Raw genomic sequence first — 21,576 nt, 5'->3', positions numbered from 1 at the left:
GTAAAAACAACCTTCTTTCCTATGCTAAAAAATTATTCCTTAACATTTATTCGGCTATCTAATTTAATTTCATCATTTACTTTTAAGACGGATTTTACAAATTCCTCTTGATTTTCAGGAGAAATAGAAATAACATCAAATCGACCAGAGACTAACTCCAACTTGTCTACCGACAACGCTGGCGCTGTAAACGGATTTTTCCTTTTCTTTATAATTAGTATATTTTTTATAGGTACTTTCATTCTGATTGGGCCATAACGTATCTTAATTATGTCATCTTCTATTTTATAGCCTGTACTAAACCAAAACCATAATAAGAGTGCGGACAACGGTAATAGAAATAAAAATGCGATCATTTCGCCATTCACAATAGGCATAATAACTCCTACTAACGCTATCCCCCACAATACCATCGTCATCCATAAGTCTCTCTTCGAAGGGAAATGCATATTTCAAGCCTCCTATAGTTTGTATCAACTATATTTTCTTCGTTCTACTTCTATGCTCGGTTCAGCACTGATTTCCCCTTTTGATAAAACTGCTTCATATCCGATTCTGGCACAAGATCTCCTCCTGTTGCCCAAGCAATATGAGTTGCATTATCTTTATCCAGGCCATACTTATTTATATAATCTGAGCTCAATACCTGTTGTGGTCCTATAAGACCAGCAGTGGCGGATGGTTCTACATAAATATTCTCGTAATCAGCAAGCATAGTAAGTAACTTATACAATTCATCATCTTCCACCGTGTAGATACCACTTATTAAATGATCACTAATAGACGTCGCAAAGCTCGATGGTCGACCAACAGCTAATCCATCTGCTTCTGTGCGATTATCAATACCAAAATCCTGTACACTTACTTTCTCCTTTTCTCCTGTTAACAGTCCTATTAAAACAGACGGAGAATGAGTTGGCTCTACAAAGAAACAATGCACGTGATCCCCAAAAATCATCTTCATGCCAAAAGCAATTCCACCTGGAGATCCGCCAACCCCACAAGGTAGGTAAAGAAATAACGGGTGATCTGCATCTACTTTAATACTTTTTTCTTCCAATTGTTTTTCCAACCTTAATGCCGCTACGCTATAGCCTAGAAATAAATGCTTTGAGCTTTCATCATCTACGAAATACCCTTTCGGATCCGCTATTGTTTCCTGTCGTCCTGCATAAATAGCTTCGCTGAAGTCTCCGGAAAATTCATATACGGTAGCTCCTTTTTCGCGAAGTAAATCTTTTTTCCATTGTTTCGCATCTACAGACATATAAACCGACACATTAAAACCAAGCTTCGCACTCATTATTCCAATACTTAAGCCCAAGTTGCCTGTCGAACCAACACCAATTGCGTACTGTTGAAAAAATGATTTAAATTCAGCAGTTAAAAACGCTTCATAATTTTCGTTGTAATTAATAAGTCCATTCTCTATCGCTAAAGTTTCCGCATAGTGAAGAACTTCATAAAACCCACCTCTCGCTTTAATTGATCCAGCAATCGGGAGTTCATTATCCATTTTTAAATATAGTTTTCCATCTATTTTTGAATCATAAGTATTTTCTAGGGCTATCTTTAACTCATCAATCTCTTTTAGAGGAGATTCAATAAAACCATCTGTATCTTCAAGCTCAGAAAAAGCCTTTTTCAAAAATGGAGTGAACCGAGTCCATAATTTTTCTGCTTCATAGATGTCTGCTTTGGTAAAAGGTAATTTAGGAATATGTTTACTTTCTTTTAAATTCGAGTTTAACCATGTAACTGGTTCTACATTTATTATCTGCTTCAATAATGGATGTTTTTCCTTCCAAGTTGACAACTCTTTTGCTGAAAACACTATAACTTCACCCTTTTTACCTTAATTGGTAACTCAATATACAGTATACCCTATTTGATGCTGCAAAAAAACAAGAAAGGGTCAATTTATAAATTAGTCTTTCTATATAAAAACGTCTCTTAATCAGGGGTAAAGGTATATACTAGTACCCCTATATGTATATGCCCCTCGCATTAAATAAACCTGATTCGGCAGGCGTTTCAACGCATGCTTTATGTTTTTTCATCGGAATCAGATTTACTGAGATGAATAAGAAAACCTGCATGCGTACACACACATGCAGGTGGTTTATAAAAAAGATGCTAAATTTTTAAATTCCAGCTCGTCAAACTTTTCTTCAATTTTCATTTTATCATATTGCCATAATGCACGATCAAGCTGACAACTAATAGGCACATCACATTTAATTTCGGCAAGCTTTCTCGACAAATGAAGCATATCAATATTCGAGTTAATTTTTGTTTGTACCCCTTTTGGCAATTTCTTTATATTTTGAAGTATATTATCTATTGTTTCAAATTCCTGTAATAGCTTTAATGCTGTTTTTTCACCAATTCCTTTAACGCCAGGATAGTTATCCGAACTATCCCCCATCAATCCTTTTAAATCGATAATTTGTTTTGGTGTGATGCCTTTCTTTTCATGAAAATTAATATAATTAAATACCTCATAATTCCCTTGACCTTTTCGCATAATTGCAACTTCTACCCCTTTATCAACTAGTTGCAGAATATCTTGATCGCCGGTAAGAATAATAACATCATTGTCAATACCATATACCTTCGCTAACGTGCCAATACAATCATCCGCTTCATAGTTCTCCATTCCAATATTCGGCATGTCGAATGCATCCATTACCTCTTTTATAAGATCGAATTGCGGAACGAGCTCTACAGGAGGTTCATCTCTATTCGCTTTGTATCCCGCATATAGATCGGTACGGAATGTTTTACTTCCCATATCCCAGCAGCAGATAACATGGGTAGGTTGAAATGTATCCACTGCATCCAAGAAATAGCGCATAAATTGATAAATTCCGTTTGTCGGCACCCCTTTACTTGTTTTCATAAAGTTCCCTCGAAAAGCTGTCGCGAAAAAGCCACGAAACAAGAGAGCCATTCCATCAACTAATAATACTTTTTGTTTCTCCATTTACTGCACATCCCTTATATCATGCTTATCCATTATAGAATCCAATATATTATGTTTTTCTGTTAAATGTTTCCCATTAACCGGAGACTCCATGATCTCCAGGTAATTGTTAATATGGGCATCCAAATTTTTTATAACTTTGTTTTTCAATTCATCCATCAATTTATCCCAATGTTGTACATAGGTCGTGTCCATTATAGATTTGTTTTCTTCTATATATTCTTTTTCATATGGCTTCATGATTGTTTGGAATTGTTCTTTCATAACTTCCTTTTCATTTTTTGCAAAGAAAGCCTTCGTTCCATTAAACTTAGCTAGAACTTGATCAAATTCCAATATATCTAAATTCTGAAAAGCATTGATAAAGTATGGTGTATTTAAATCTACCTGATCAAACTCAGGCAAAATAAATGTCTCATCTATTTGTTTACTGCTTTTTGCTAAATTCTTATACACATCTGTAGCTTGAGATTGAATAAACGCTTCAACCCGTAAGGAAACAGCCTGAAGTTCTTGAACTAATTCAAAACCAACATACTCAATAAGATTTTGTAAACTATTACGTAATTGCATTTGTGCTTTTCTTCCAGATTCCGTTATAGTTGCTGGATTAAACGTTTCTTTAAACATATCATGAAAACGAATAGATATTCTTTCTAATACATAAAATAATTGCTTATCTATTTTTTGTGATACCTGTTCCTTATAAACATCTACAGAAAGATTTAATAATTGTTGTTTTGCATGATCTCTTTTTGATAATAAATCACGTTGATGACGTTCTTTTTCTTGTGCGTTGAGATTCAATGATTCCCTATAATGTTCCATTGTTTGATGGGCTCGTTTTATATCCCATAAAGCAGCTTTTACCGTTAATTCGGTTAAATCACTGTGAATAAAGTGATAGAAGTCATCTTCAAAATCTCGCATTTGCTTATTCAAAGCTAAGTTGTTCAACTTGTTTTTTAATGACTGTTTACTAGATACTGCAAATAACCGTGGAAAACGAATTCCTAATTGGACCAATTGATCCTGTACATAACTTGTAACTAGTTTTAGTTCCTCGTCGTTTGATGCTAGATCTGCTGCATTTACAACAAAGAACATTTTATCTAACTGGAATGCTTCTTTCACACGCCCTAACTGGATTAGAAAGTCTTTGTCAGCCCGTGATAAGGCATGATTATAATAGGTTATATATAGGATAGCATCAGCGTGCTTAATGTAGTCAAAAGCCACATTCGTATGACGAGCATTTACAGAATCGGCACCGGGTGTATCAACGAGTGTGATTCCTTGCTTCGTTATCGAACAATCATAATAAAGATCGATTGAATCAATGTAGCATGCTCTTGTCTCATCTGTAACATAACTAGCAAATTCTTCTATTGAAATCCGTACTGTATTACCTATAGAATCCTTATTTTTATCAAAGCCTGTAATTATTGCCTGTAAATACGATTGATACATTTTATTTAGTTCCACATTTTTATGAATCTGCTTATCTTCTACCCAATGTACTAGAGACTTAAAATCTGCTTCGATTGGAGAGAAGTTCTTCGTAACCATTAATATATCATTTCTTAATGTATTTTCATCCTTCAATGTAACAATAACTGTACCATGACTATTTTCTTTTGTTACAGGACGTATCCTATTTACCGTGGCTGTTGTCGGATTCGGAGATGAAGGCAATACTCTTTCTCCAAGCAAAGCATTTGCAAATGATGACTTCCCAGCACTGAATGCACCAAATAGTGCTATCGTATACGTACGATCTATTAAGCGTCCATATTTCCCATTGAGATCCGCTGTCAATGTCTGAAATCCTGGTAAATCTGCTATAGTTTGAAGTGTTTTGTCAATACTATCAAGCACACTGTCGACCGAGTGTTTTTTCTCTCTTTTCGTTTTTACTTCTGAAACTTCTTCTTTTTTAATTTTAATAGTTGGTGAACCCTTATTTTCTTTTGAATCATCTGCTAATGAAATGGTTTGCTTTCTCGATTCTATATCATTTTGTATTAATAACTGAGCTTCATCAACATTTTCTGGATACTCCAACTGTTTATCCAATCTACTATATTTCTCATCTAATTCTGTTTGAAGATCGTCCTTTTTTAGTTGTAGCGCACGTTTTTCCTGAAGTTGACTGAGATGTGTTTCATATATATTAATTGTCTCTTCATTTTTATCAGTAACAGCTTGATGAATTGTTTTCCACACTAAACGTGCTTCTTGTTTATATTTACTTTTTATATCAGCAGCCACATCGTTTGTATAATTTAATATATAATCACCATTCACTTTTGCCCCAGTCTTCATTAATTTTATAAGATCTTCTCTCGAGTAAATAATTGATAGCCTCTGGACACGCTTATGAACTTCGTGGTCTTCCACACCATTTTCTTTTAATAGGTTTATAAATTTATCACGCAATCTCCACTGAACAGATGCCTCTATAATTTCCAGCAAAGGATTCAAAAAAGCCGCTTCCCTAGCATCTTTTTCTTCAGCTGTTTTCTTCTTTGTTGCAAGTAAACCTACTTTAAAATTATATTGCTGCGACTCTAAAAATGCTGCAGCATTATCCCGAATACTAGAAGGCATTAAATATGCATTTTGTAATGTCTTTTGTAATTCACTATTAAAAGCCTTCTCCAATTCCAAAGGTTCATTTTTTAATTGATGTAATTTTGTTTCTGTATTATTAATGTTTTCCATACTAACCTGAGATTCATTATTAGTAGCATCATTATCCATTTCATCTTCATATTTCGTCTTCAAATAATGTTTATGTTCTTTCATTACTTGCGTCACAGATCTATCAATATTTAAATATTCGTCCTTATAGATACTCATTAATGAAAACAGAGTTCGCTTTATTTCGTTAAACTGGTTATGATTTTCTGCAGGATAAAGTAATGAGCAATAAAAAGTTCCTTGTGGATACAAACCCCATAGGTCAAACGTTTGTTTAATACTATTATCAAACGTGTTAAATGAAATTTCTGTTTCATCATGTTTATCAATTTGATTAATAATTACATAAAACGGAATACCCTTTTCTTGTAATGATTTTAAAAATTGTAAATTAACTTCCGATTGTACATGATTATAATCCATTACATAGAACAATATATCAACGAGGTATAATGAACCCTCTGTCATTAAGCGATCAGCATCATCTGCGGCGTCTATACCAGGTGTATCAATAATTGCAGAACCTTCAGGTACAACCTTTTTTCCAGTGCTTATTTCTATTTTTTCTATCGTGTCTTCTTCCTTTGAATATTCCTTTATCCTATCAATATCGTATGGTTCTTTATATGCTAGAGGATTACTATGTTTAAAAAACACTCTAGCCATACCTTCACCTGAATTAATTTTGACGACATTGGCACTTGTCGGAATGGGACTTTTCGGTAAAATATCTTCTGCTAAAAGCGCATTGATCATCGATGATTTCCCAGCAGAAAAATGACCAGCAAAACTGATTATCAGTTCTTCTTTTTCCAATTTTTCATAAATATCCAGTATTTTAGTAGCATTTGATTTATCTTTGTTATCAACCATTTGTTTATAAAGCGCAACTAAATGCGGTAACTCGGTACGTGTTCGCGTTAAACTTTTAATCATCACGGCATTTTCAAGTCCTTTCTCGCATAACTTTACTAGCGTCTATTATACGAGATTATATGTAGTTTTTCTACCTTATGAATTATCTCAATTTAGTTAACATAATAATATTATGGTTAACACTAAATTAAAAGAAGCTTTGATCTAAGATCAAAGCTTCTTTTAATTTAAACTGGATATACACCATGTTTTCGTTCTGTAAACGTAACATTTTTATTTTCATACAGAGCTAAACGACTCGTCAATTCATCCCTTAATTTTGCAGGTTCAACAACTGCATCAATTACCATTTCGGATGCTAACCGATAAATATCAATATTATCTTTATATTCATCTTGTTTCTCTTTAATAAAAGCTGGACGTTCTTCTTCAGGTAATTCAGCTATCTTGTTAGCATATACAGCATTTACTGCTGCTTCTGGCCCCATAACGGCGATTTGCGCAGATGGTAATGCAATACAGCAATCCGGTTCAAATGCGGGTCCCGCCATCGCATACAATCCTGCTCCGTATGCTTTTCTTACGATTACTGAAATTTTGGGAACAGTAGCCTCACTCATCGTGGCTAACATTTTAGCACCATGTCTAATTATTCCTGCTCGCTCCACCTTTGTACCGATCATAAATCCAGGAACATCTGCAAGGAAGAGCAATGAAATATTAAACGCATCACAAAGCTGAATGAATTTTGCAGCTTTATCAGCTGAATCTGGGAAAAGTACTCCTCCCTTCATACGAGGTTGATTGGCGATGATGCCCACTGATTTTCCGTTAATTCTTCCTAAGCCAGTTATTAACTCCGGAGCGAATTTCTTTTTGATTTCACAAAAGCTGTCTTCGTCAATCATTCGATTAATCAAATCATACATGTTAAAAGCAGCATTTTGATTTTCTGGTATCAAGTCCGTAATTGTTTTCTCAAAGGATTTTACTTCTTTTGGCTCTGCTGATTTTGCTCTATTTCTGAAATTGGCGGGAAAATAGCTTAAATAATTTCGGGAGTATTCAATCGCCTCTTCCTCCGTTTTAACCAATACATCACCAACACCAGATACAGAGGCATGCATATTTGCACCACCCATTTCTTCTAGACTCACTTTCTCCCCGATTACTTTTTCAGCCATCCGAGGTGAACCAAGGTACATCGATGCATTGCCATCAACCATGACAACGATATCACAAAATGCTGGAATATATGCTCCACCCGCAGCTGATGGGCCAAATAATAGACAAACTTGCGGCACACGTCCAGATAATTTAATTTGATTATGGAAGATTCGTCCTGCTCCACGACGTCCTGGAAACATTTCAATTTGATCTGTAATTCTTGCTCCAGCTGAATCAACTAAATAGAGCATCGGAATCTCCAACTTTTCAGCTGTTTCCTGAATACGAATAATCTTTTCTACTGTTCTTTTCCCCCATGATCCTGCTTTTACAGTAGAATCATTGGCCATAACACAAACCGATTGGCCATTAATTTTCCCGATCCCTGTTACCACCCCATCAGATGGCAGCGAATCATCCATATTATTAGCAAAGAATGCATCTTCCACATCAATACCGTCATCAAATAATAATTCTAATCGTTTTCGAACAAAAAGTTTTCCTTTTTCCTCGTTTTTTTCATGATATTTTTCAGAACCACCCTTTTCAATCTTTTCTATTCTACTTTGCAGATCTTCCACATCGGACATTATGTACCCTCCTGCTTTTATTTTCCTTTGTATTCCGGTCTTCTCTTTTCGCTAAAAGCTATCAGACCTTCCATTCGGTCAGTTGTTGGTATTGTTTTTTTATAGTTTGAATGCTCTAAAGTTAAAGCCGAAGCAATATCTGTTTGCATCCCATTATTAATCGCTGTTTTTGCCTGATTTAATGCTATAGGGCCATTGCTTGCAATGGTTTTAGCCAGTTGGATTGTTTCATCGTACAATTTATCTTTTTCAGCTACTTGTTCTACCAAACCGATCGTTAATGCTTCTTCAGCTCTAACCGGTTTCGCGGTATAAATCAAACGCTTTGCCTGCCCCAAACCAATTAAACGAGGCAAGCGCTGTGTCCCACCAGCACCTGGTATAATTGCAAGTGAAACTTCGGTTAATCCCATTTTCACATGATCAGCAGCTATACGAAGGTCACAAGCTAACGCCAATTCAAGTCCACCACCGTAAGCAACACCATTAAGTGCTGCAATAACTGGCATACGCATATTTTCAACAGTGGTAATGGTTTCACCAATATATTGAACGGCGGCTATCACTTGATCCTCTGTCATCCCCTTACGTTCTTTTAAATCTGCACCCGCACTGAAAGCCTTTTCCTCTGAACCGGTAATAATTGTACAATAGATATCTGTATTCTGATTTACTTTCTGGATAGTATGATTAAGATCATCAAGCAACGATTTGGACATGGCATTTGCTGCTTCTGATCGATTCAGCGTAATAAGTGCTATATGTTCTTCCACTATTTTCAAATCTACAAGATCTATAGTAATCACCTTCTCCCTCATAGCTAATACCCCTCGGTACGTAGATAACGAATCCATAATTATTTGCTTATAATTACAATAATGTCCTCTTCGTTAACAAAATCGCCTTCAGCTACTTTGAATTCTTTTATTGTTCCTGCCTCCTCTGCTGCAATAGGGATTTCCATTTTCATAGATTCCAGAATAACAATATCTTGACCTTCTTCAACGTACTCCCCTTGTTCTACAACAATCTTCCAAACGTTACCTGCCATACTTGCTTTTATTTCTTGCATTGACTGTTTCCTCCTTATTTTTTCACTAGTGGTAAATAATGTTCCTGAATAAAGGATGTAGTAGTATCCCCTGCTAGAAACTCTGGAATATCTATAATCTTTAATAACATTGGTATATTCGTTTTAATTCCTTCAATTTGGTAAATCTGAAGTGCTTCCTTTAAACGAAAAATTGCCTTATCTCTGGTTGAACCTTTAACGATTAGTTTACCAATTAATGGATCATAAAATGGTGTAACTTCAAAATCGTTGGTCACAGAAGTTTCATTGCGTATATATTCCCCTACAGGGAGTTCAAACTTATATATATGCCCCGGTGATGGAAAAAAGGTAACTGGATCTTCCGCATAAATTCTAACTTCTATTGCATGACCGTTAATAACGAGATCATTTTGAATGATAGGTAATTTTTCATTATTAGAAATCTGTATTTGGGCTTTGACAATATCTACCCCTGTTATCTCTTCGGTCACTGGGTGCTCAACCTGAATTCTTGTATTCATCTCGAGAAAGTAAAATCGTTCCTCTTCATCTACCAAAAATTCAATGGTGCCAGCATTTGTATAACCTAATACTTTTGCTGCATTGACAGCTGATCTCCCCATTTTCTTACGGGTGTTTTCAGATATAAATGTAGAGGGGGCCTCTTCAACTACTTTTTGATTACGTCTCTGAACAGAGCATTCACGTTCGAATAAATGCACGGCATTACCATGCTGGTCTGCTAAAATTTGAATTTCAATATGTCGAGTGTTATCTAATTTTTTTTCGAGAAACATGGAACCGTCGCCAAAAAATGTTAAAGCACGCTTTGAATTATTTTCAAATGCTTTTGTTAGTTCTTCTTCCGATTGTACCACCTGCATGCCTATTCCGCCTCCACCAGCAGAAGCTTTAAGCATGATGGGATAACCTATTTCACTCGCTGCTAATTTGGCTTCTTCAACGGATTCTACTGCACCATCTGTCCCAGGTATAACTGGAACACCAGCTGCTTGCATCGCTCTTCTTGCGGCAATCTTACTTCCCATCTTTTTCATGATTTCAGCAGCAGGACCAATAAAGATTATATCTTGTTCGTTACATTTTTCAACAAAATTTGCACTTTCGCTTAAAAATCCATATCCAGGATGAATAGCATCAACTTCTGCTTCTTTAGCGATGGAAATAATTTTTTCCACATTTAGATAACTTTCGTTTACCCGTGGTGGACCAATTAAGTAACTTTCATCCGCCATACTCACATATACTGATTTTTGATCAGCCTCTGAGTACACTGCAACCGTTTGAATATTAAGTTTTTTACACGCTCGTATAACCCTTGCTGCAATTTCTCCTCGATTAGCTATAAGTACTTTGTTAATCATAAACTCTCTCCCTAGTATTCGAGTTTTCTAACAACCTAGTTGTCTTGCAATAACTACTCGCTGAATCTCAGATGTACCTTCTCCTATTTCCAGGAGCTTCGCATCACGCAAATATCGTTCTACTTCATATTCACGCATATAACCATTACCACCATGAATTTGAATCGCTTCATTCGCTGATCGAAAAGCAGTTTCGGTTGCATACAATTTGGCATAGGCCGCTTCTCTACCAAAAGGTTTCCCATTATCTTTTAACCAAGCAGCCTTATGTACCATGTTTCTTGCAAGCTCAACTTCCATAGACATATCCGCTAACTTAAATTGTATTGCCTGGAAGCTGGAAATTGGTTTTTTAAATTGTGTTCTTTCCTTCGCATAGCTTAATGCTCTATCCAGTGAACCTTGAGCGATTCCGAGCCCAAGTGCTGCGATAGATATTCTTCCACCATCCAGTGTGTGAAGAAATTGATTAAATCCTCTTTGTGGATCACCTAGCAGGTTAGCCTTAGGAACACGTACATTTTCTAAAACAATTTCTGCTGTGTCGGAACCACGAACTCCCATTTTGTCATAGTTACTTGTAATGGTCATCCCTTCTGTATCAGTAGGAACAAGGATAGCAGATATAATATTTTTTCCCTTCTCATTTTTCCCGGTTACAGCTGTTACAATAATTGTTTTTGCAAAGCTTGCATTCGTTATAAATGATTTCTCACCATTTATAATAAAGTCGTCTCCAGCCTCTACTGCAGTTGTTTCTGTTCCTCCCGCATCAGAACCAGCATTCGGTTCCGTTAGTCCGAATGAACCTAAGGCTTTCCCTTCTGCTAATGGTTTAAGAAAGGTTTCTTTTTGTTCCGGTGTCCCATATGAATGAATGGGACTCGCTCCAAGAGATACAGCTGCAGCATAGCTCAAACCTGTACTTCCGCAAACACGACCAATTTCCTCAACTGCTAAAATATAAGATAATGTGTCACCACCGGAACCACCATATTCCTCTGGAAAAGGAATTCCTAATAACCCTAGCTCCCCCATTTGTTCAAAAATATCGACTGGAAACTTTGCCTCCTTATCAATATCTATAGCCCTTGGTTGTATAACCTCATCCGCAAATTCTTTTACCATTTTTTTAATCATGAGTTGTTCTTTTGATAATTCGAAATTCATGTACACCCTCCTGTTATTTGACAATAAGACCGACTGGTTGGTCTGTATTGGATATAGTTCTATAGTGTAAAAAAGGGTTTTTCTATTAATAGTTCATCATATGCTGTACTGGCCACCGTTTCGTTTTTTAAAACAGCATGTAAAATTAAATCAACATATATATCGCCGATTTCATCAATTGATTTAGCTCCAGATTGTTGATACCACTTATATGTCCAGTTAACCATACCTAAAATTGCCATTGTTGTTATCTCGACTGGAATATCCTCGCGAAACTCCCCACTTTCCTTCCCTTCATAAACTGCTTGTTTTATAATTTCTTTAAATTGATCCCGCTTCTTTTTTACTAAACGTTCATATTTTGGTTTTAAATAGATGCTCTCTTGATAAAACACAGATATGTGAGGTTTATAAAGATCAAAAACTTTTACAAAATCTTTAATGATCGCTTGCAGCTTTTTAGTCGGTGACTGATATGTTTTAGTAGCGATTATTGCTTTCTTCAGTACATAAGTAATAAACGTATCATGAATGACGAATAATAATTCATCTTTGGTTGTAAAGTGATGGTAAAATCCACCTTTAGACGTACCAACATTTTTCACAATTTCATTTACGGTTACACCATGAAATCCATATTTTTCAAATAGAAGCAATGACGATTGGATAATCTTTTGACGTAAATCCGTTATAAACCCCCCTCAATAAATATATCTACACTCTATCACACTTTTCAGAATATATAAAGCGTTTTCATTACAATTTATATGATAAAACAAGGGCAGGTTTTATACAAATCTGCCCTTGTTCCTTATTCAAAATCGTCATCAAACGGTTTTTCGTAACTTACATCTTTCCAAACTTCACTCACATCCCCGTGACTATCCGTATCAATAATAAAGGATCCATTACTAGATCGTTCACTAAAGGATAGCTCTAATGGGAATATCCGGTGTGTTTTTCCATTATTTGTTTGAAAATACAATGTATCGTTATCATTAATAACAAAAAAACCTTTTATTCGGTGCGGCTTATTCTTTAATTCTCGTAACATGATGGTACCTCGTTTTGCTCTAGTTGCTTTTTCAAATTCCTTCATTTTCATTCGTTTACATGCTCCACGTTGTGTTAAAACAACAAGTGATGGTTGAGCCAGATCATCAAACACCTGACCATTCACAACATATTCATCTTCTTTTAATTGAATCGCCTTTACACCTGCAGCTCGTTGTCCGACAATTGATACTTCTGATTCATGATACCAGAGTCCAAACCCTCTATTGGAAGCAAGAAAAACATCAGAATTACCATTAGTTTGGTATACATTAACCACTTCATCATCTGTTTTAAGGTTTAAGGCAATTAAGGATTTAGAATATCTTTGTGCATCATAAAGCTTTAGTTCGCTTCTTTTTATCATGCCATTTTTAGTAAAGAAAATCAGATTATTATTTTCTTTAAACTCTCGAATCGGGATAGCCTGAATGATCCGTTCATCCTTACCGGTAGATACAATATTAGAAATATGTTGTCCAATATCCTTCCAGCGTATATCTGGCAATTCATGTACTGGGAGGAGCATATACTTACCTTTATTTGTGAAAAGCAGTATCTTATCGGTGGTATTTAATTCGACTAATTTTATTAAATAATCCTCATCTTTAATTGCCATATCTTCGCCATTTGATGCTGAATAGGAACGTAGACTTGTTCGTTTTATATAGCCATCTTTTGTAGTGGAAACAAGTACGTCTTCACTTGCCACTGTTACTTCAATGTTAAACGTTAATTCCTCTATTTTATCTTCTATTTTAGTTCTTCTAGCATCAGAAAACGTCTTCTTAATTTGCTTTAATTCCTTTTTGATGGTTTGATGAAGTTTCTTTTCACTCGCCAAAATTGTTTCTAATTCGGCTATTTGCTTCTTTAATTCCTCCGATTCTTTTTCAAGCGATGTAATATCTGTATTGGTTAATCGGTATAGCTGCAGCATAACGATAGCTTCTGCTTGTTCTTCAGTAAAATCATATTTCGTTATAATTCGTTTCTTTGCATCCTGTTTATCCCTGGATTCACGGATTGTAACAATTAGCTCATCCAATATGGAAATTGCCTTCATTAGTCCTTCAACAATGTGGGAACGTTTTTTTGCTTTTGACAAATCAAATTTTGTCTGTCTCGTAACAACGTCCTTCTGATGTACAATATACGCATCAAGGATTTGTGGTAATGATAATAATTTTGGCTTTTTATCCTGTATGGCTACCAAATTGAAATTGTACGTCACCTGCAAATCAGTGTTTTTATATAAATAATTTAAAACACCTTCACTATTTGCATCTTTTTTCAGTTCTATAACAATTTGTAACCCTGTTCGATCAGTTTCATCTCGAACTTCAGCAATCCCTTCTACTTTACGATCAATTCGTAGTTCATCAATTTTCTTAACCATATTTGCTTTATTCACTTCATACGGAACTTCGTTGATTACGATTTGCTGGCGATTACCCCGTACATCTTCAACTCTTGCACTGCTCCGGTTAATCACTTTACCTCTCCCGGTTTCATAAGCCTTTTTAATTCCAGCCACACCTTGAATTATTCCGCCCGTAGGAAAATCCGGCCCCTTGATAACGGTCATCAATTCATCAACCGTTACCGACGGGTTATCCATTTTCATAATAACACCGTCGATTACTTCATCCAGGTTATGTGGTGGAATATCTGTTGCATATCCTGAAGATATTCCGGTTGATCCATTTACCAGCAGATTAGGAAATTTAGCAGGTAATACAACAGGTTCTTCTGTAGTTTCATCAAAGTTAGGAAAAAAATCAACTGTTTCTTTATCAATATCTCTTAATAGTTCAGAAGCAACGGTCGCAAGTCGCGCTTCTGTATAACGCATAGCCGCCGGCGGATCACCATCAATACTACCGTTATTTCCGTGCATTTCAATGAGTGAATTTCGTATTTTCCAATCCTGACTCATGCGAACCATTGCTTCATATACAGACGAATCACCATGGGGATGATAATTACCAATAACTGTACCAACCGTTTTAGCAGATTTTCTAAAGTGGTTATCGTGTGTATTTTTTTCTTCATGCATCGCATATAAAATCCGGCGTTGAACCGGCTTTAATCCATCTCTGGCATCCGGTAATGCTCGATCTTGAATAATATACTTACTATACCTTCCAAACCTATCACCTATTACTTCTTCTAGCGGCAGGTCTAAATATTTTTCAGGCTGTACCAAAACAACCCCCCCTAATCTTTAATAAAATATTTTTTTCTGTATCGTAATAACCATGTTAATAAAAGAAAAACGTGGTATTTAAATATGCTTCGGGGTAGAAGAAGGGGACTTAATCTTGATTAATCCGTATGAATTTTATCGTTCTCTAAAATGTTAGCATCTTTATCCATATCAAATTCTACGTTCCCTTCGATCCATTTTCTTCTTGGTTCAACTTTATCCCCCATTAAGGTCGTCACTCGTCGTTCAGCTCTGGCCAGATCCTCTATCGTAACTCGAATCAATGTACGGGTTTCAGGGTTCATAGTAGTTTCCCACAGCTGGTCTGCATTCATCTCACCTAACCCCTTATACCGCTGAATAATATAACCATTCTTAAATTCCTTTATTACTTCCTTCATCTTTTCTTCATCCCAAGCGTAAGCAACTTTCTCCTTCTTACCTTTTCCTTTGGAAACTTTATATAGAGGTGGAAGCGCAATGAAAATTTTACCAGATTCAACAAGTGAGCGCATATAACGGTAGAAGAAAGTTAGTAATAAGACTTGAATATGAGCGCCGTCAGTATCAGCGTCTGTCATGATGATTATTTTGTCGTATTGTACATCCTCTAAATCAAAGTCCCCCCCTACACCAGCACCTATCGTATGAATGATGGTCGAAATTTCCTCATTCTTGAACACATCCTGCAGTTTTGCTTTTTCTGTATTAATAACTTTTCCGCGTAAGGGAAGAATAGCTTGAAACTTCCTGTCTCTTCCCTGTTTTGCAGAACCCCCTGCGGAATCCCCCTCTACTAAATAGAGTTCATTCTTCTTAGCATTTCTTGACTGTGCTGGTGTTAGTTTCCCACTTAAAATTGTGTCTTTTCTACGCTTATTCTTTCCCGTTCTGGCATCTTCTCGTGCTTTTCGAGCTGCTTCTCGTGCTTCTTTCGCCTTAATCGATTTTCTGATTAATAATCCAGATATGTCAGGGTTTTCTTCTAGAAAATAAGAGAGTTTCTCAGAAACAATTGAATCTACAATGGAACGGGCTTCGGTCGTCCCTAATTTCCCTTTTGTTTGACCTTCAAATTGCAACTTCTCTTCGGGAATACGAACAGAAACAATAGCTGTTAATCCCTCACGAATATCAGTACCTTCTAGGTTTTTTTCTTTTTCCTTTAAGAGACCAGCTCTTCGTGCATAATCATTAAAAGTTCTTGTAATTCCTGTACGCGCACCAGATTCATGCGTTCCCCCATCCCTTGTTCGAACATGGTTAACAAAGGAAAGCATACTTTCCGCATACCCATCATTAAATTGAAAAGCAAAGTCGACTTCAAACCCCTGTTGTTCTCCCTCAAATGATACAACTTGATGTAAGGAATCTTTCTCTTCATTTAAATAATCAACAAATGACTCAAGTCCCTTCGGATATTGATAAATTTCATCTTGATCTTCTTGATCTTTTCGACTATCAACTAATTGAACCTTTAAACCTTTTAATAAGAATGCAGATTCACGTAATCTTTCCGATAATATTTCGAAATCATAAACAGTAGCCGTGAATATAGAAGCATCCGGTTTAAAATGAATAATCGTCCCAGTCTTCCTTGTAGTTCCTTTCGTTTCCAATGACCCAACAGGCTTACCGCCATTTTCAAAACGTTGATGATAGGTATGACCATCGCGATACACTGTCACGTCAAACCATTCGGACAAAGCATTTACTACAGATCCACCTACACCATGTAAGCCACCACTCGTCTTATAACCACCTTGTCCAAATTTTCCTCCAGCATGAAGAACAGTAAAAATAACCTCAATAGTAGGTTTTCCAGTACTATGCATGCCAGTGGGTATTCCTCGTCCGCTGTCCTCAATAGAAATACTGTTGTCTTTATGTAGTTTCACCTTAATAAAATTGCCATAGCCTGATAAGGCCTCGTCAACTGCATTATCAACAATTTCAAATACTAAGTGATGTAAACCACGAGTATCTGTACTACCTATATACATTCCAGGCCTTTTCCTAACAGCATCAAGACCTTCTAAAACTTGGATGGAATCCTCTGAATATTGTGTTGGATTTTTAGTCAAATCACTCTCGACCCCCTTCGCTCTAGTGAACGTCCTATTCATTAATCTTTATACATCATAATAGAACAAATGTTTTTCATTGTAAATACCTAATTGATTATACTTTAAAACTAATAGTAACCAAAACATGATAATAAGTATACTATACTTGAATGAGCCATGCATTGATATAATGGTTTGCTTGAAGCGGATTGCAGATAAAAAGGATGACGCTTTTGTCATCCTTTTACTGTTAAATTTTAAATTAAGACACTGTGTACAACTTTAATACATAAATCCATCATTACAGTAAAGTCACGTTCTTTTAAATAGTCATATGCTTCTTCACTTATTATACCTTGTTGTGCCCAGAATACACTACAATCCGTTTGAGCAGCCTCTTTTGCTATATCAGGTAAATGTTCTGGTCTTCTAAAAACATTGATGATATCAATGTTATCAGGAATATCCGTAAGCGTCGGATAGGCTTTTTCGCCGAGTACCTCTTCCACGTTTGGATTAACTGGTATAATCCTATATCCGTTTTCCTGCATGATTTTTGAGATTTGAAAGGCAGTCTTATCAGGGTTATCAGACAGGCCAACAACAGCAATTGTATGCGCAGTTTCCAACACGTGCTTCAACGTTTCATTTGATGGATTTTCCCAACTCATAGTACCATTCTCCTTCTATATAATTATTTTTTTAAGTTCATTTTTTTCTACTACTTCTGAAGATATCATTCAATGTTATTTGACCAGCAAATTTGTTTAAATCCTGTTAAATTCTGGTTTTCATCTAATGTATTTGCCCGTAGAAGGGGAGTTCCTTGATATGGTGGAAAAAGATTTTCAAGCGTCGTCTAATGTGACTAAGTTCAATTCTATCATATAACTGTCTGTTGCATAAGCATCAATGATACCTATCTCTTTATTTTTCAAGACGAGATTGAGTCTATAAATATCTTTCCCCCCTACATATCCATCATACCTATCATTAAATTCCAGTGTAAAGCCTGAGTACCCTCTAAGGATGCTTTATTCACATTTTTATTTTAAATTCAATCCTAGTTTCCTTCCTTACTCCACTTCAAAATTAACTTCATTTAACTACCCTAATTATACAGGGTAAAAACATGATCCGCTTTATATTCAAAAAACAAAGCAATATAAATCTATTAAAGGTTCTTTCATTCCTTACTTCGTGCTAAAATAAGTAACATAGTATGCACTTATTTTATAATAACGATGAGAGTAGGATGAATTATGGAGTATTTACTGTTTGGGTTAATAGCATATCTGTTAGGGTCAATACCTTCAGCGCTTATTGTCGGTAAACTTGGGTATCGTATAGATATACGTCAACACGGAAGTGGAAATATGGGGGCAACAAATACTTTTCGAACCTTAGGATTCAAAGCAGGAAGTATCGTCACAATAGCCGATATATTAAAAGGAACAATTGCTACATTAATTCCTTTATTATTCTTAGCTGATGCAGAAATGTCCCGTTTAGTTATTGGATTATTTGCTGTCATAGGGCATACATACCCTATTTTCGCTAAATTTAAAGGCGGAAAATCTGTAGCAACTTCTGGTGGGATAATCTTAGGTATTAATCCCTTGCTATTTCTCATTATAATTACAAGCTTTCTTTTAACACTTTATATATCAAAGTATGTATCCCTTGCCTCGATGATTACTGGAGTGGTTGCTGTGATTGCGTCTATCATTTTAAATGAAGTGGGTCTCATAATTGTCACTTCCTTGTTAGCTGCTTTTATTCTTTATAGGCATATTGATAATATTAAACGAATTAAAAATAAAACCGAGCCGAAAATCTCATGGATGTAATACAAAAAAATCATGGATCAACACATCTTGAATCCAATCAATTGAATATAACCGGTAGCATTTAGTATACTTACAGTTAGTCATATTAGAAAGGGCGTTATGTTATGGATAAAACGACAACATTTCCAATTAAAAAATTACCAAAAAAAGCAGATCGACATAAATTATTCGGTTCAGTAAACCCTCTTCCAAAATCAAAACCTGTCAAGAAGAATGACATGGCAGATTTACAGAATACAAAAAAAGATTTTCTTTTTGATATTGATGCTGTTGGAGTAGCAAACGTGAAGCACCCAATTACTATATTGAGTAATTTAAAACCAACTACTCAGACTAGTGTTGGTACCATAGAATTTACATCAAGTTTAAAAAACACAAGTAAAGGGACGAACATGAGTCGTTTCACACAACAATTAAATGATTATTATGAAAAAGGATTTACAGTTGATATAGCTACACTTAAAAACTTTACAAAAGAGTTAGCAGAGCGACTCGACCAGGAAGATGCAACGATAAAACTAGCATTCCCTTGGTTTTTTGAAAGGAAAGCTCCTGCATCAGGTTTATCAGGAATCAATCATGCAGATGTTACCATTCATGTTTCCTATGATAGCTTACATGGGTATACAGTTAATACATCTCTTTCTGGTTTAATTACGACATTGTGCCCTTGTTCTAAAGAAATAAGTGAATATAGCGCACATAATCAAAGGGGAGAAATCACAATGGAAACATCGCTCTCAGATGACTTTGATGAAACAACTAGTGACTGGAAAGAGTTGCTACTGGAAGCGGCAGAAAGTAATGCCAGTGCAAGACTACATCCTGTTTTGAAACGACCTGATGAGAAAATGGTAACGGAACAAGCGTATGAGAATCCTCGTTTTGTTGAGGATATGGTTCGTCTAGTAGCTGCAGATTTATATGAAATGCCTCATGTAACTGCATTTAAAGTTTCCTGCAGAAATGAAGAGTCCATTCATCTACACGATGCAATTGCTTCCGTAAGTTATGATAAGCGAAATGATGAAAAGTGAGTAAAAAGGACTATTCATATGAAATATATTTTTATAGGACTAATTAAATTCTATCGTAAAGGGATAAGCCCCTTGAAACCACCTTCTTGTAGATTTTATCCAACATGCTCCGAATACGGCCTTGAAGCTTTCGAACGTTTCGGAGCTGTTAAAGGTGGATACTTAACACTTAAAAGAATTGGTAAGTGCCACCCTTTACATCCTGGTGGGGTCGATTTAGTACCTGAAAAAAAGAAAAAATAACCATAATTAAAAAATTGACTCTGTAAGGAGATGAATTCATTGAAATTACAAATCAGCAAAGAGGCAGCTAAATGGTACCAAAAGGAATTGGATATAACAGAACCTACATATTTACGGTTCTATGTAAGGTACGGTGGTTTTGGAGGGAATATCCCTGGATTTTCATTAGGAATAAAAAAGGAAAATCCTGAGAATATTTATTCCTCTGCTGAGATAGATAATATAATTTTTTATATTGAAAGCAAAGATGTCTGGTATTTTGAAGATAACGATTTAAAAATTAACATGAATAGAAAATTAATGGAGCCGGATTTTAAATATATATAAATAATAAAAAAAGGCATTGTGCGCCTTTTTTTATTATGTCCTAGTCAAAAGTCATAAGATTTCTTACAATCTAAACCTTTCTATATGATCCCACTTATCTTCCCGTTGCAATATATCCTTTTGGTATTCACCAAATAAGTCAAAATGTGGATATTTCTCATCTCGATGGATCCAATTTTCTAGTAGTCCATAAGATTCTCCCCAGGATTTTAACTTTTCTATATTACTACAGCCGACCTTTGTAACAGTATTGCAATTAGGAAACCGATCATCCATCCAATAATGAGTTAAAAAAGCGATATTGCCATTCTCGACATTTCTTTTCCATAGAGTTAACTCTTCCCTTTTCACTCCAAAAGCCATTGTTATTCTCCTTCAATTTGTTGTATGTAGGATTGATGCCAGTCAGGAAAGGCCTTACGCAGTGATAACGGACGAAAATTATCCTTTTTTACAATTACATGCTGCGTAGTACCACTGACTGCAATAGCACCATCGGAATCTTTTATGTTGTAGCCATATTCGGTGCGTATACCATCATATTTTGCTAACCAGGTTTCTACTATAGCTTCCTCCCCATACCGAATAGGCTTCTTAAATGAAACTTGAGCATCAGTAACAGGTGATACAACATTGTTCTTCTCCATGTCAGAATAGTTAAACCCCAATTCTTCAATATATTTCGTTCGACCTATTTCAAACCACACTAAATAATTAGCATGGTATACAACTCCCATCTGATCTGTTTCTTGGTATCTTACATCAATTGGTGTGCTTACTTTATTCACGTTGTATTCCCCTCCATTTTGCTCCATATACATTCTATCGTATCATAATTATAATTTATACTAGCTTATTAA

Annotated in this window: 19 protein-coding genes; 4 read left to right on the top strand and 15 right to left on the bottom strand. The window is 35.7% G+C overall.

Annotation, left to right across the window (positions count from 1 at the left end; genetic code table 11):
* Positions 1-32: 32 nt before the first annotated feature.
* The 13 genes from OLD84_RS09870 to OLD84_RS09810 form a co-directional block, all read right to left on the bottom strand.
* Positions 33-449: a PH domain-containing protein gene (locus tag OLD84_RS09870; RefSeq protein ID WP_209461186.1), complete on the bottom strand. Its 417-nt coding sequence runs from the start codon at positions 447-449 to the stop codon at positions 33-35.
* Positions 450-499: 50 nt separating this feature from the next.
* The gene (locus tag OLD84_RS09865) at positions 500-1,837 is read right to left on the bottom strand and encodes a D-serine ammonia-lyase (RefSeq protein WP_209461530.1); all 1,338 of its coding nucleotides are present in this window, start codon (positions 1,835-1,837) and stop codon (positions 500-502) included.
* Between the two features lie 285 nt (positions 1,838-2,122).
* A complete protein-coding gene (locus OLD84_RS09860; protein ID WP_209461187.1) occupies positions 2,123-2,986 on the bottom strand; it encodes a 5'-3' exonuclease in 864 nt (287 codons plus the stop codon).
* A complete protein-coding gene (locus OLD84_RS09855) occupies positions 2,987-6,625 on the bottom strand; it encodes a dynamin family protein (RefSeq protein ID WP_245301420.1) in 3,639 nt (1,212 codons plus the stop codon).
* A 167-nt stretch (positions 6,626-6,792) separates the two neighbouring features.
* Positions 6,793-8,322, bottom strand: a complete 1,530-nt coding sequence (locus OLD84_RS09850; protein ID WP_209461189.1) for an acyl-CoA carboxylase subunit beta — start codon at positions 8,320-8,322, stop codon at positions 6,793-6,795.
* A gap of 17 nt (positions 8,323-8,339) precedes the next feature.
* Complete coding sequence (locus OLD84_RS09845) at positions 8,340-9,140, bottom strand: enoyl-CoA hydratase-related protein (RefSeq protein WP_209461190.1); 801 nt, start codon at positions 9,138-9,140, stop codon at positions 8,340-8,342.
* Positions 9,141-9,178: 38 nt separating this feature from the next.
* Positions 9,179-9,394: an acetyl-CoA carboxylase biotin carboxyl carrier protein subunit gene (locus tag OLD84_RS09840; protein WP_209461191.1), complete on the bottom strand. Its 216-nt coding sequence runs from the start codon at positions 9,392-9,394 to the stop codon at positions 9,179-9,181.
* Between the two features lie 14 nt (positions 9,395-9,408).
* Positions 9,409-10,761: an acetyl-CoA carboxylase biotin carboxylase subunit gene (locus OLD84_RS09835; RefSeq protein WP_209461192.1), complete on the bottom strand. Its 1,353-nt coding sequence runs from the start codon at positions 10,759-10,761 to the stop codon at positions 9,409-9,411.
* Positions 10,762-10,788: 27 nt separating this feature from the next.
* On the bottom strand, positions 10,789-11,931 hold the full coding sequence (locus OLD84_RS09830; protein ID WP_209461193.1) for an acyl-CoA dehydrogenase family protein: 1,143 nt from the start codon (positions 11,929-11,931) through the stop codon (positions 10,789-10,791).
* A gap of 59 nt (positions 11,932-11,990) precedes the next feature.
* Entirely contained in the window at positions 11,991-12,623 is a 633-nt protein-coding gene (locus tag OLD84_RS09825; RefSeq protein ID WP_209461531.1) for a TetR/AcrR family transcriptional regulator, read from the bottom strand.
* 119 nt (positions 12,624-12,742) lie between these two features.
* Positions 12,743-15,193 (bottom strand): DNA topoisomerase IV subunit A, encoded by a 2,451-nt coding sequence (parC, locus tag OLD84_RS09820; RefSeq protein WP_209461194.1) that lies wholly within the window; start codon positions 15,191-15,193, stop codon positions 12,743-12,745.
* Between the two features lie 119 nt (positions 15,194-15,312).
* A complete protein-coding gene (gene parE / locus OLD84_RS09815) occupies positions 15,313-17,277 on the bottom strand; it encodes a DNA topoisomerase IV subunit B (RefSeq protein ID WP_245301404.1) in 1,965 nt (654 codons plus the stop codon).
* Between the two features lie 239 nt (positions 17,278-17,516).
* Positions 17,517-17,930, bottom strand: coding sequence for a CoA-binding protein (locus tag OLD84_RS09810; protein WP_209461196.1), 414 nt, complete (start codon positions 17,928-17,930; stop codon positions 17,517-17,519).
* Positions 17,931-18,521: 591 nt separating this feature from the next.
* Between OLD84_RS09810 and plsY the strand changes: the two genes are divergently transcribed.
* The 4 genes from plsY (at position 18,522) to OLD84_RS09790 (ending at position 20,716) form a co-directional block, all read left to right on the top strand.
* The gene (gene plsY / locus OLD84_RS09805) at positions 18,522-19,109 is read left to right on the top strand and encodes a glycerol-3-phosphate 1-O-acyltransferase PlsY (protein ID WP_209461197.1); all 588 of its coding nucleotides are present in this window, start codon (positions 18,522-18,524) and stop codon (positions 19,107-19,109) included.
* A 104-nt stretch (positions 19,110-19,213) separates the two neighbouring features.
* Complete coding sequence (folE2, locus tag OLD84_RS09800; protein ID WP_209461198.1) at positions 19,214-20,146, top strand: GTP cyclohydrolase FolE2; 933 nt, start codon at positions 19,214-19,216, stop codon at positions 20,144-20,146.
* A gap of 18 nt (positions 20,147-20,164) precedes the next feature.
* Positions 20,165-20,389, top strand: coding sequence for a membrane protein insertion efficiency factor YidD (gene yidD, locus OLD84_RS09795; RefSeq protein ID WP_209461199.1), 225 nt, complete (start codon positions 20,165-20,167; stop codon positions 20,387-20,389).
* A gap of 39 nt (positions 20,390-20,428) precedes the next feature.
* A complete protein-coding gene (locus OLD84_RS09790; RefSeq protein WP_209461200.1) occupies positions 20,429-20,716 on the top strand; it encodes a HesB/YadR/YfhF family protein in 288 nt (95 codons plus the stop codon).
* Positions 20,717-20,779: 63 nt separating this feature from the next.
* On the opposite strand, the gene OLD84_RS09785 is transcribed toward OLD84_RS09790, so the two are convergent.
* Entirely contained in the window at positions 20,780-21,079 is a 300-nt protein-coding gene (locus OLD84_RS09785) for a hypothetical protein (protein WP_209461201.1), read from the bottom strand.
* A 2-nt stretch (positions 21,080-21,081) separates the two neighbouring features.
* Positions 21,082-21,504, bottom strand: a complete 423-nt coding sequence (locus OLD84_RS09780) for an acyl-CoA thioesterase (protein ID WP_209461202.1) — start codon at positions 21,502-21,504, stop codon at positions 21,082-21,084.
* Positions 21,505-21,576 lie beyond the last annotated feature (72 nt).

Source organism: Virgibacillus natechei (assembly GCF_026013645.1).
GTDB lineage: Bacteria > Bacillota > Bacilli > Bacillales > Amphibacillaceae > Virgibacillus_L > Virgibacillus_L natechei.
Note: the sequence above shows the minus strand (reverse complement) of the source record. Positions and strands in the feature narration are given on the sequence as shown.

What these genes read in the sequence shown, in the direction of transcription:
- OLD84_RS09870 (WP_209461186.1), bottom strand. Translation starts at nt 449, where the DNA reads ATGCATTTCCCTTCGAAGAGAGACTTATGGATGACGATGGTATTGTGG.
- OLD84_RS09860 (WP_209461187.1), bottom strand. Translation starts at nt 2,986, where the DNA reads ATGGAGAAACAAAAAGTATTATTAGTTGATGGAATGGCTCTCTTGTTT.
- OLD84_RS09855 (WP_245301420.1), bottom strand. Translation starts at nt 6,625, where the DNA reads ATGATTAAAAGTTTAACGCGAACACGTACCGAGTTACCGCATTTAGTT.
- OLD84_RS09850 (WP_209461189.1), bottom strand. Translation starts at nt 8,322, where the DNA reads ATGTCCGATGTGGAAGATCTGCAAAGTAGAATAGAAAAGATTGAAAAG.
- OLD84_RS09845 (WP_209461190.1), bottom strand. Translation starts at nt 9,140, where the DNA reads ATGAGGGAGAAGGTGATTACTATAGATCTTGTAGATTTGAAAATAGTG.
- OLD84_RS09840 (WP_209461191.1), bottom strand. Translation starts at nt 9,394, where the DNA reads ATGCAAGAAATAAAAGCAAGTATGGCAGGTAACGTTTGGAAGATTGTT.
- OLD84_RS09835 (WP_209461192.1), bottom strand. Translation starts at nt 10,761, where the DNA reads ATGATTAACAAAGTACTTATAGCTAATCGAGGAGAAATTGCAGCAAGG.
- OLD84_RS09830 (WP_209461193.1), bottom strand. Translation starts at nt 11,931, where the DNA reads ATGAATTTCGAATTATCAAAAGAACAACTCATGATTAAAAAAATGGTA.
- OLD84_RS09810 (WP_209461196.1), bottom strand. Translation starts at nt 17,930, where the DNA reads ATGAGTTGGGAAAATCCATCAAATGAAACGTTGAAGCACGTGTTGGAA.
- plsY (WP_209461197.1), top strand. Translation starts at nt 18,522, where the DNA reads ATGGAGTATTTACTGTTTGGGTTAATAGCATATCTGTTAGGGTCAATA.
- folE2 (WP_209461198.1), top strand. Translation starts at nt 19,214, where the DNA reads ATGGATAAAACGACAACATTTCCAATTAAAAAATTACCAAAAAAAGCA.
- yidD (WP_209461199.1), top strand. Translation starts at nt 20,165, where the DNA reads ATGAAATATATTTTTATAGGACTAATTAAATTCTATCGTAAAGGGATA.
- OLD84_RS09785 (WP_209461201.1), bottom strand. Translation starts at nt 21,079, where the DNA reads ATGGCTTTTGGAGTGAAAAGGGAAGAGTTAACTCTATGGAAAAGAAAT.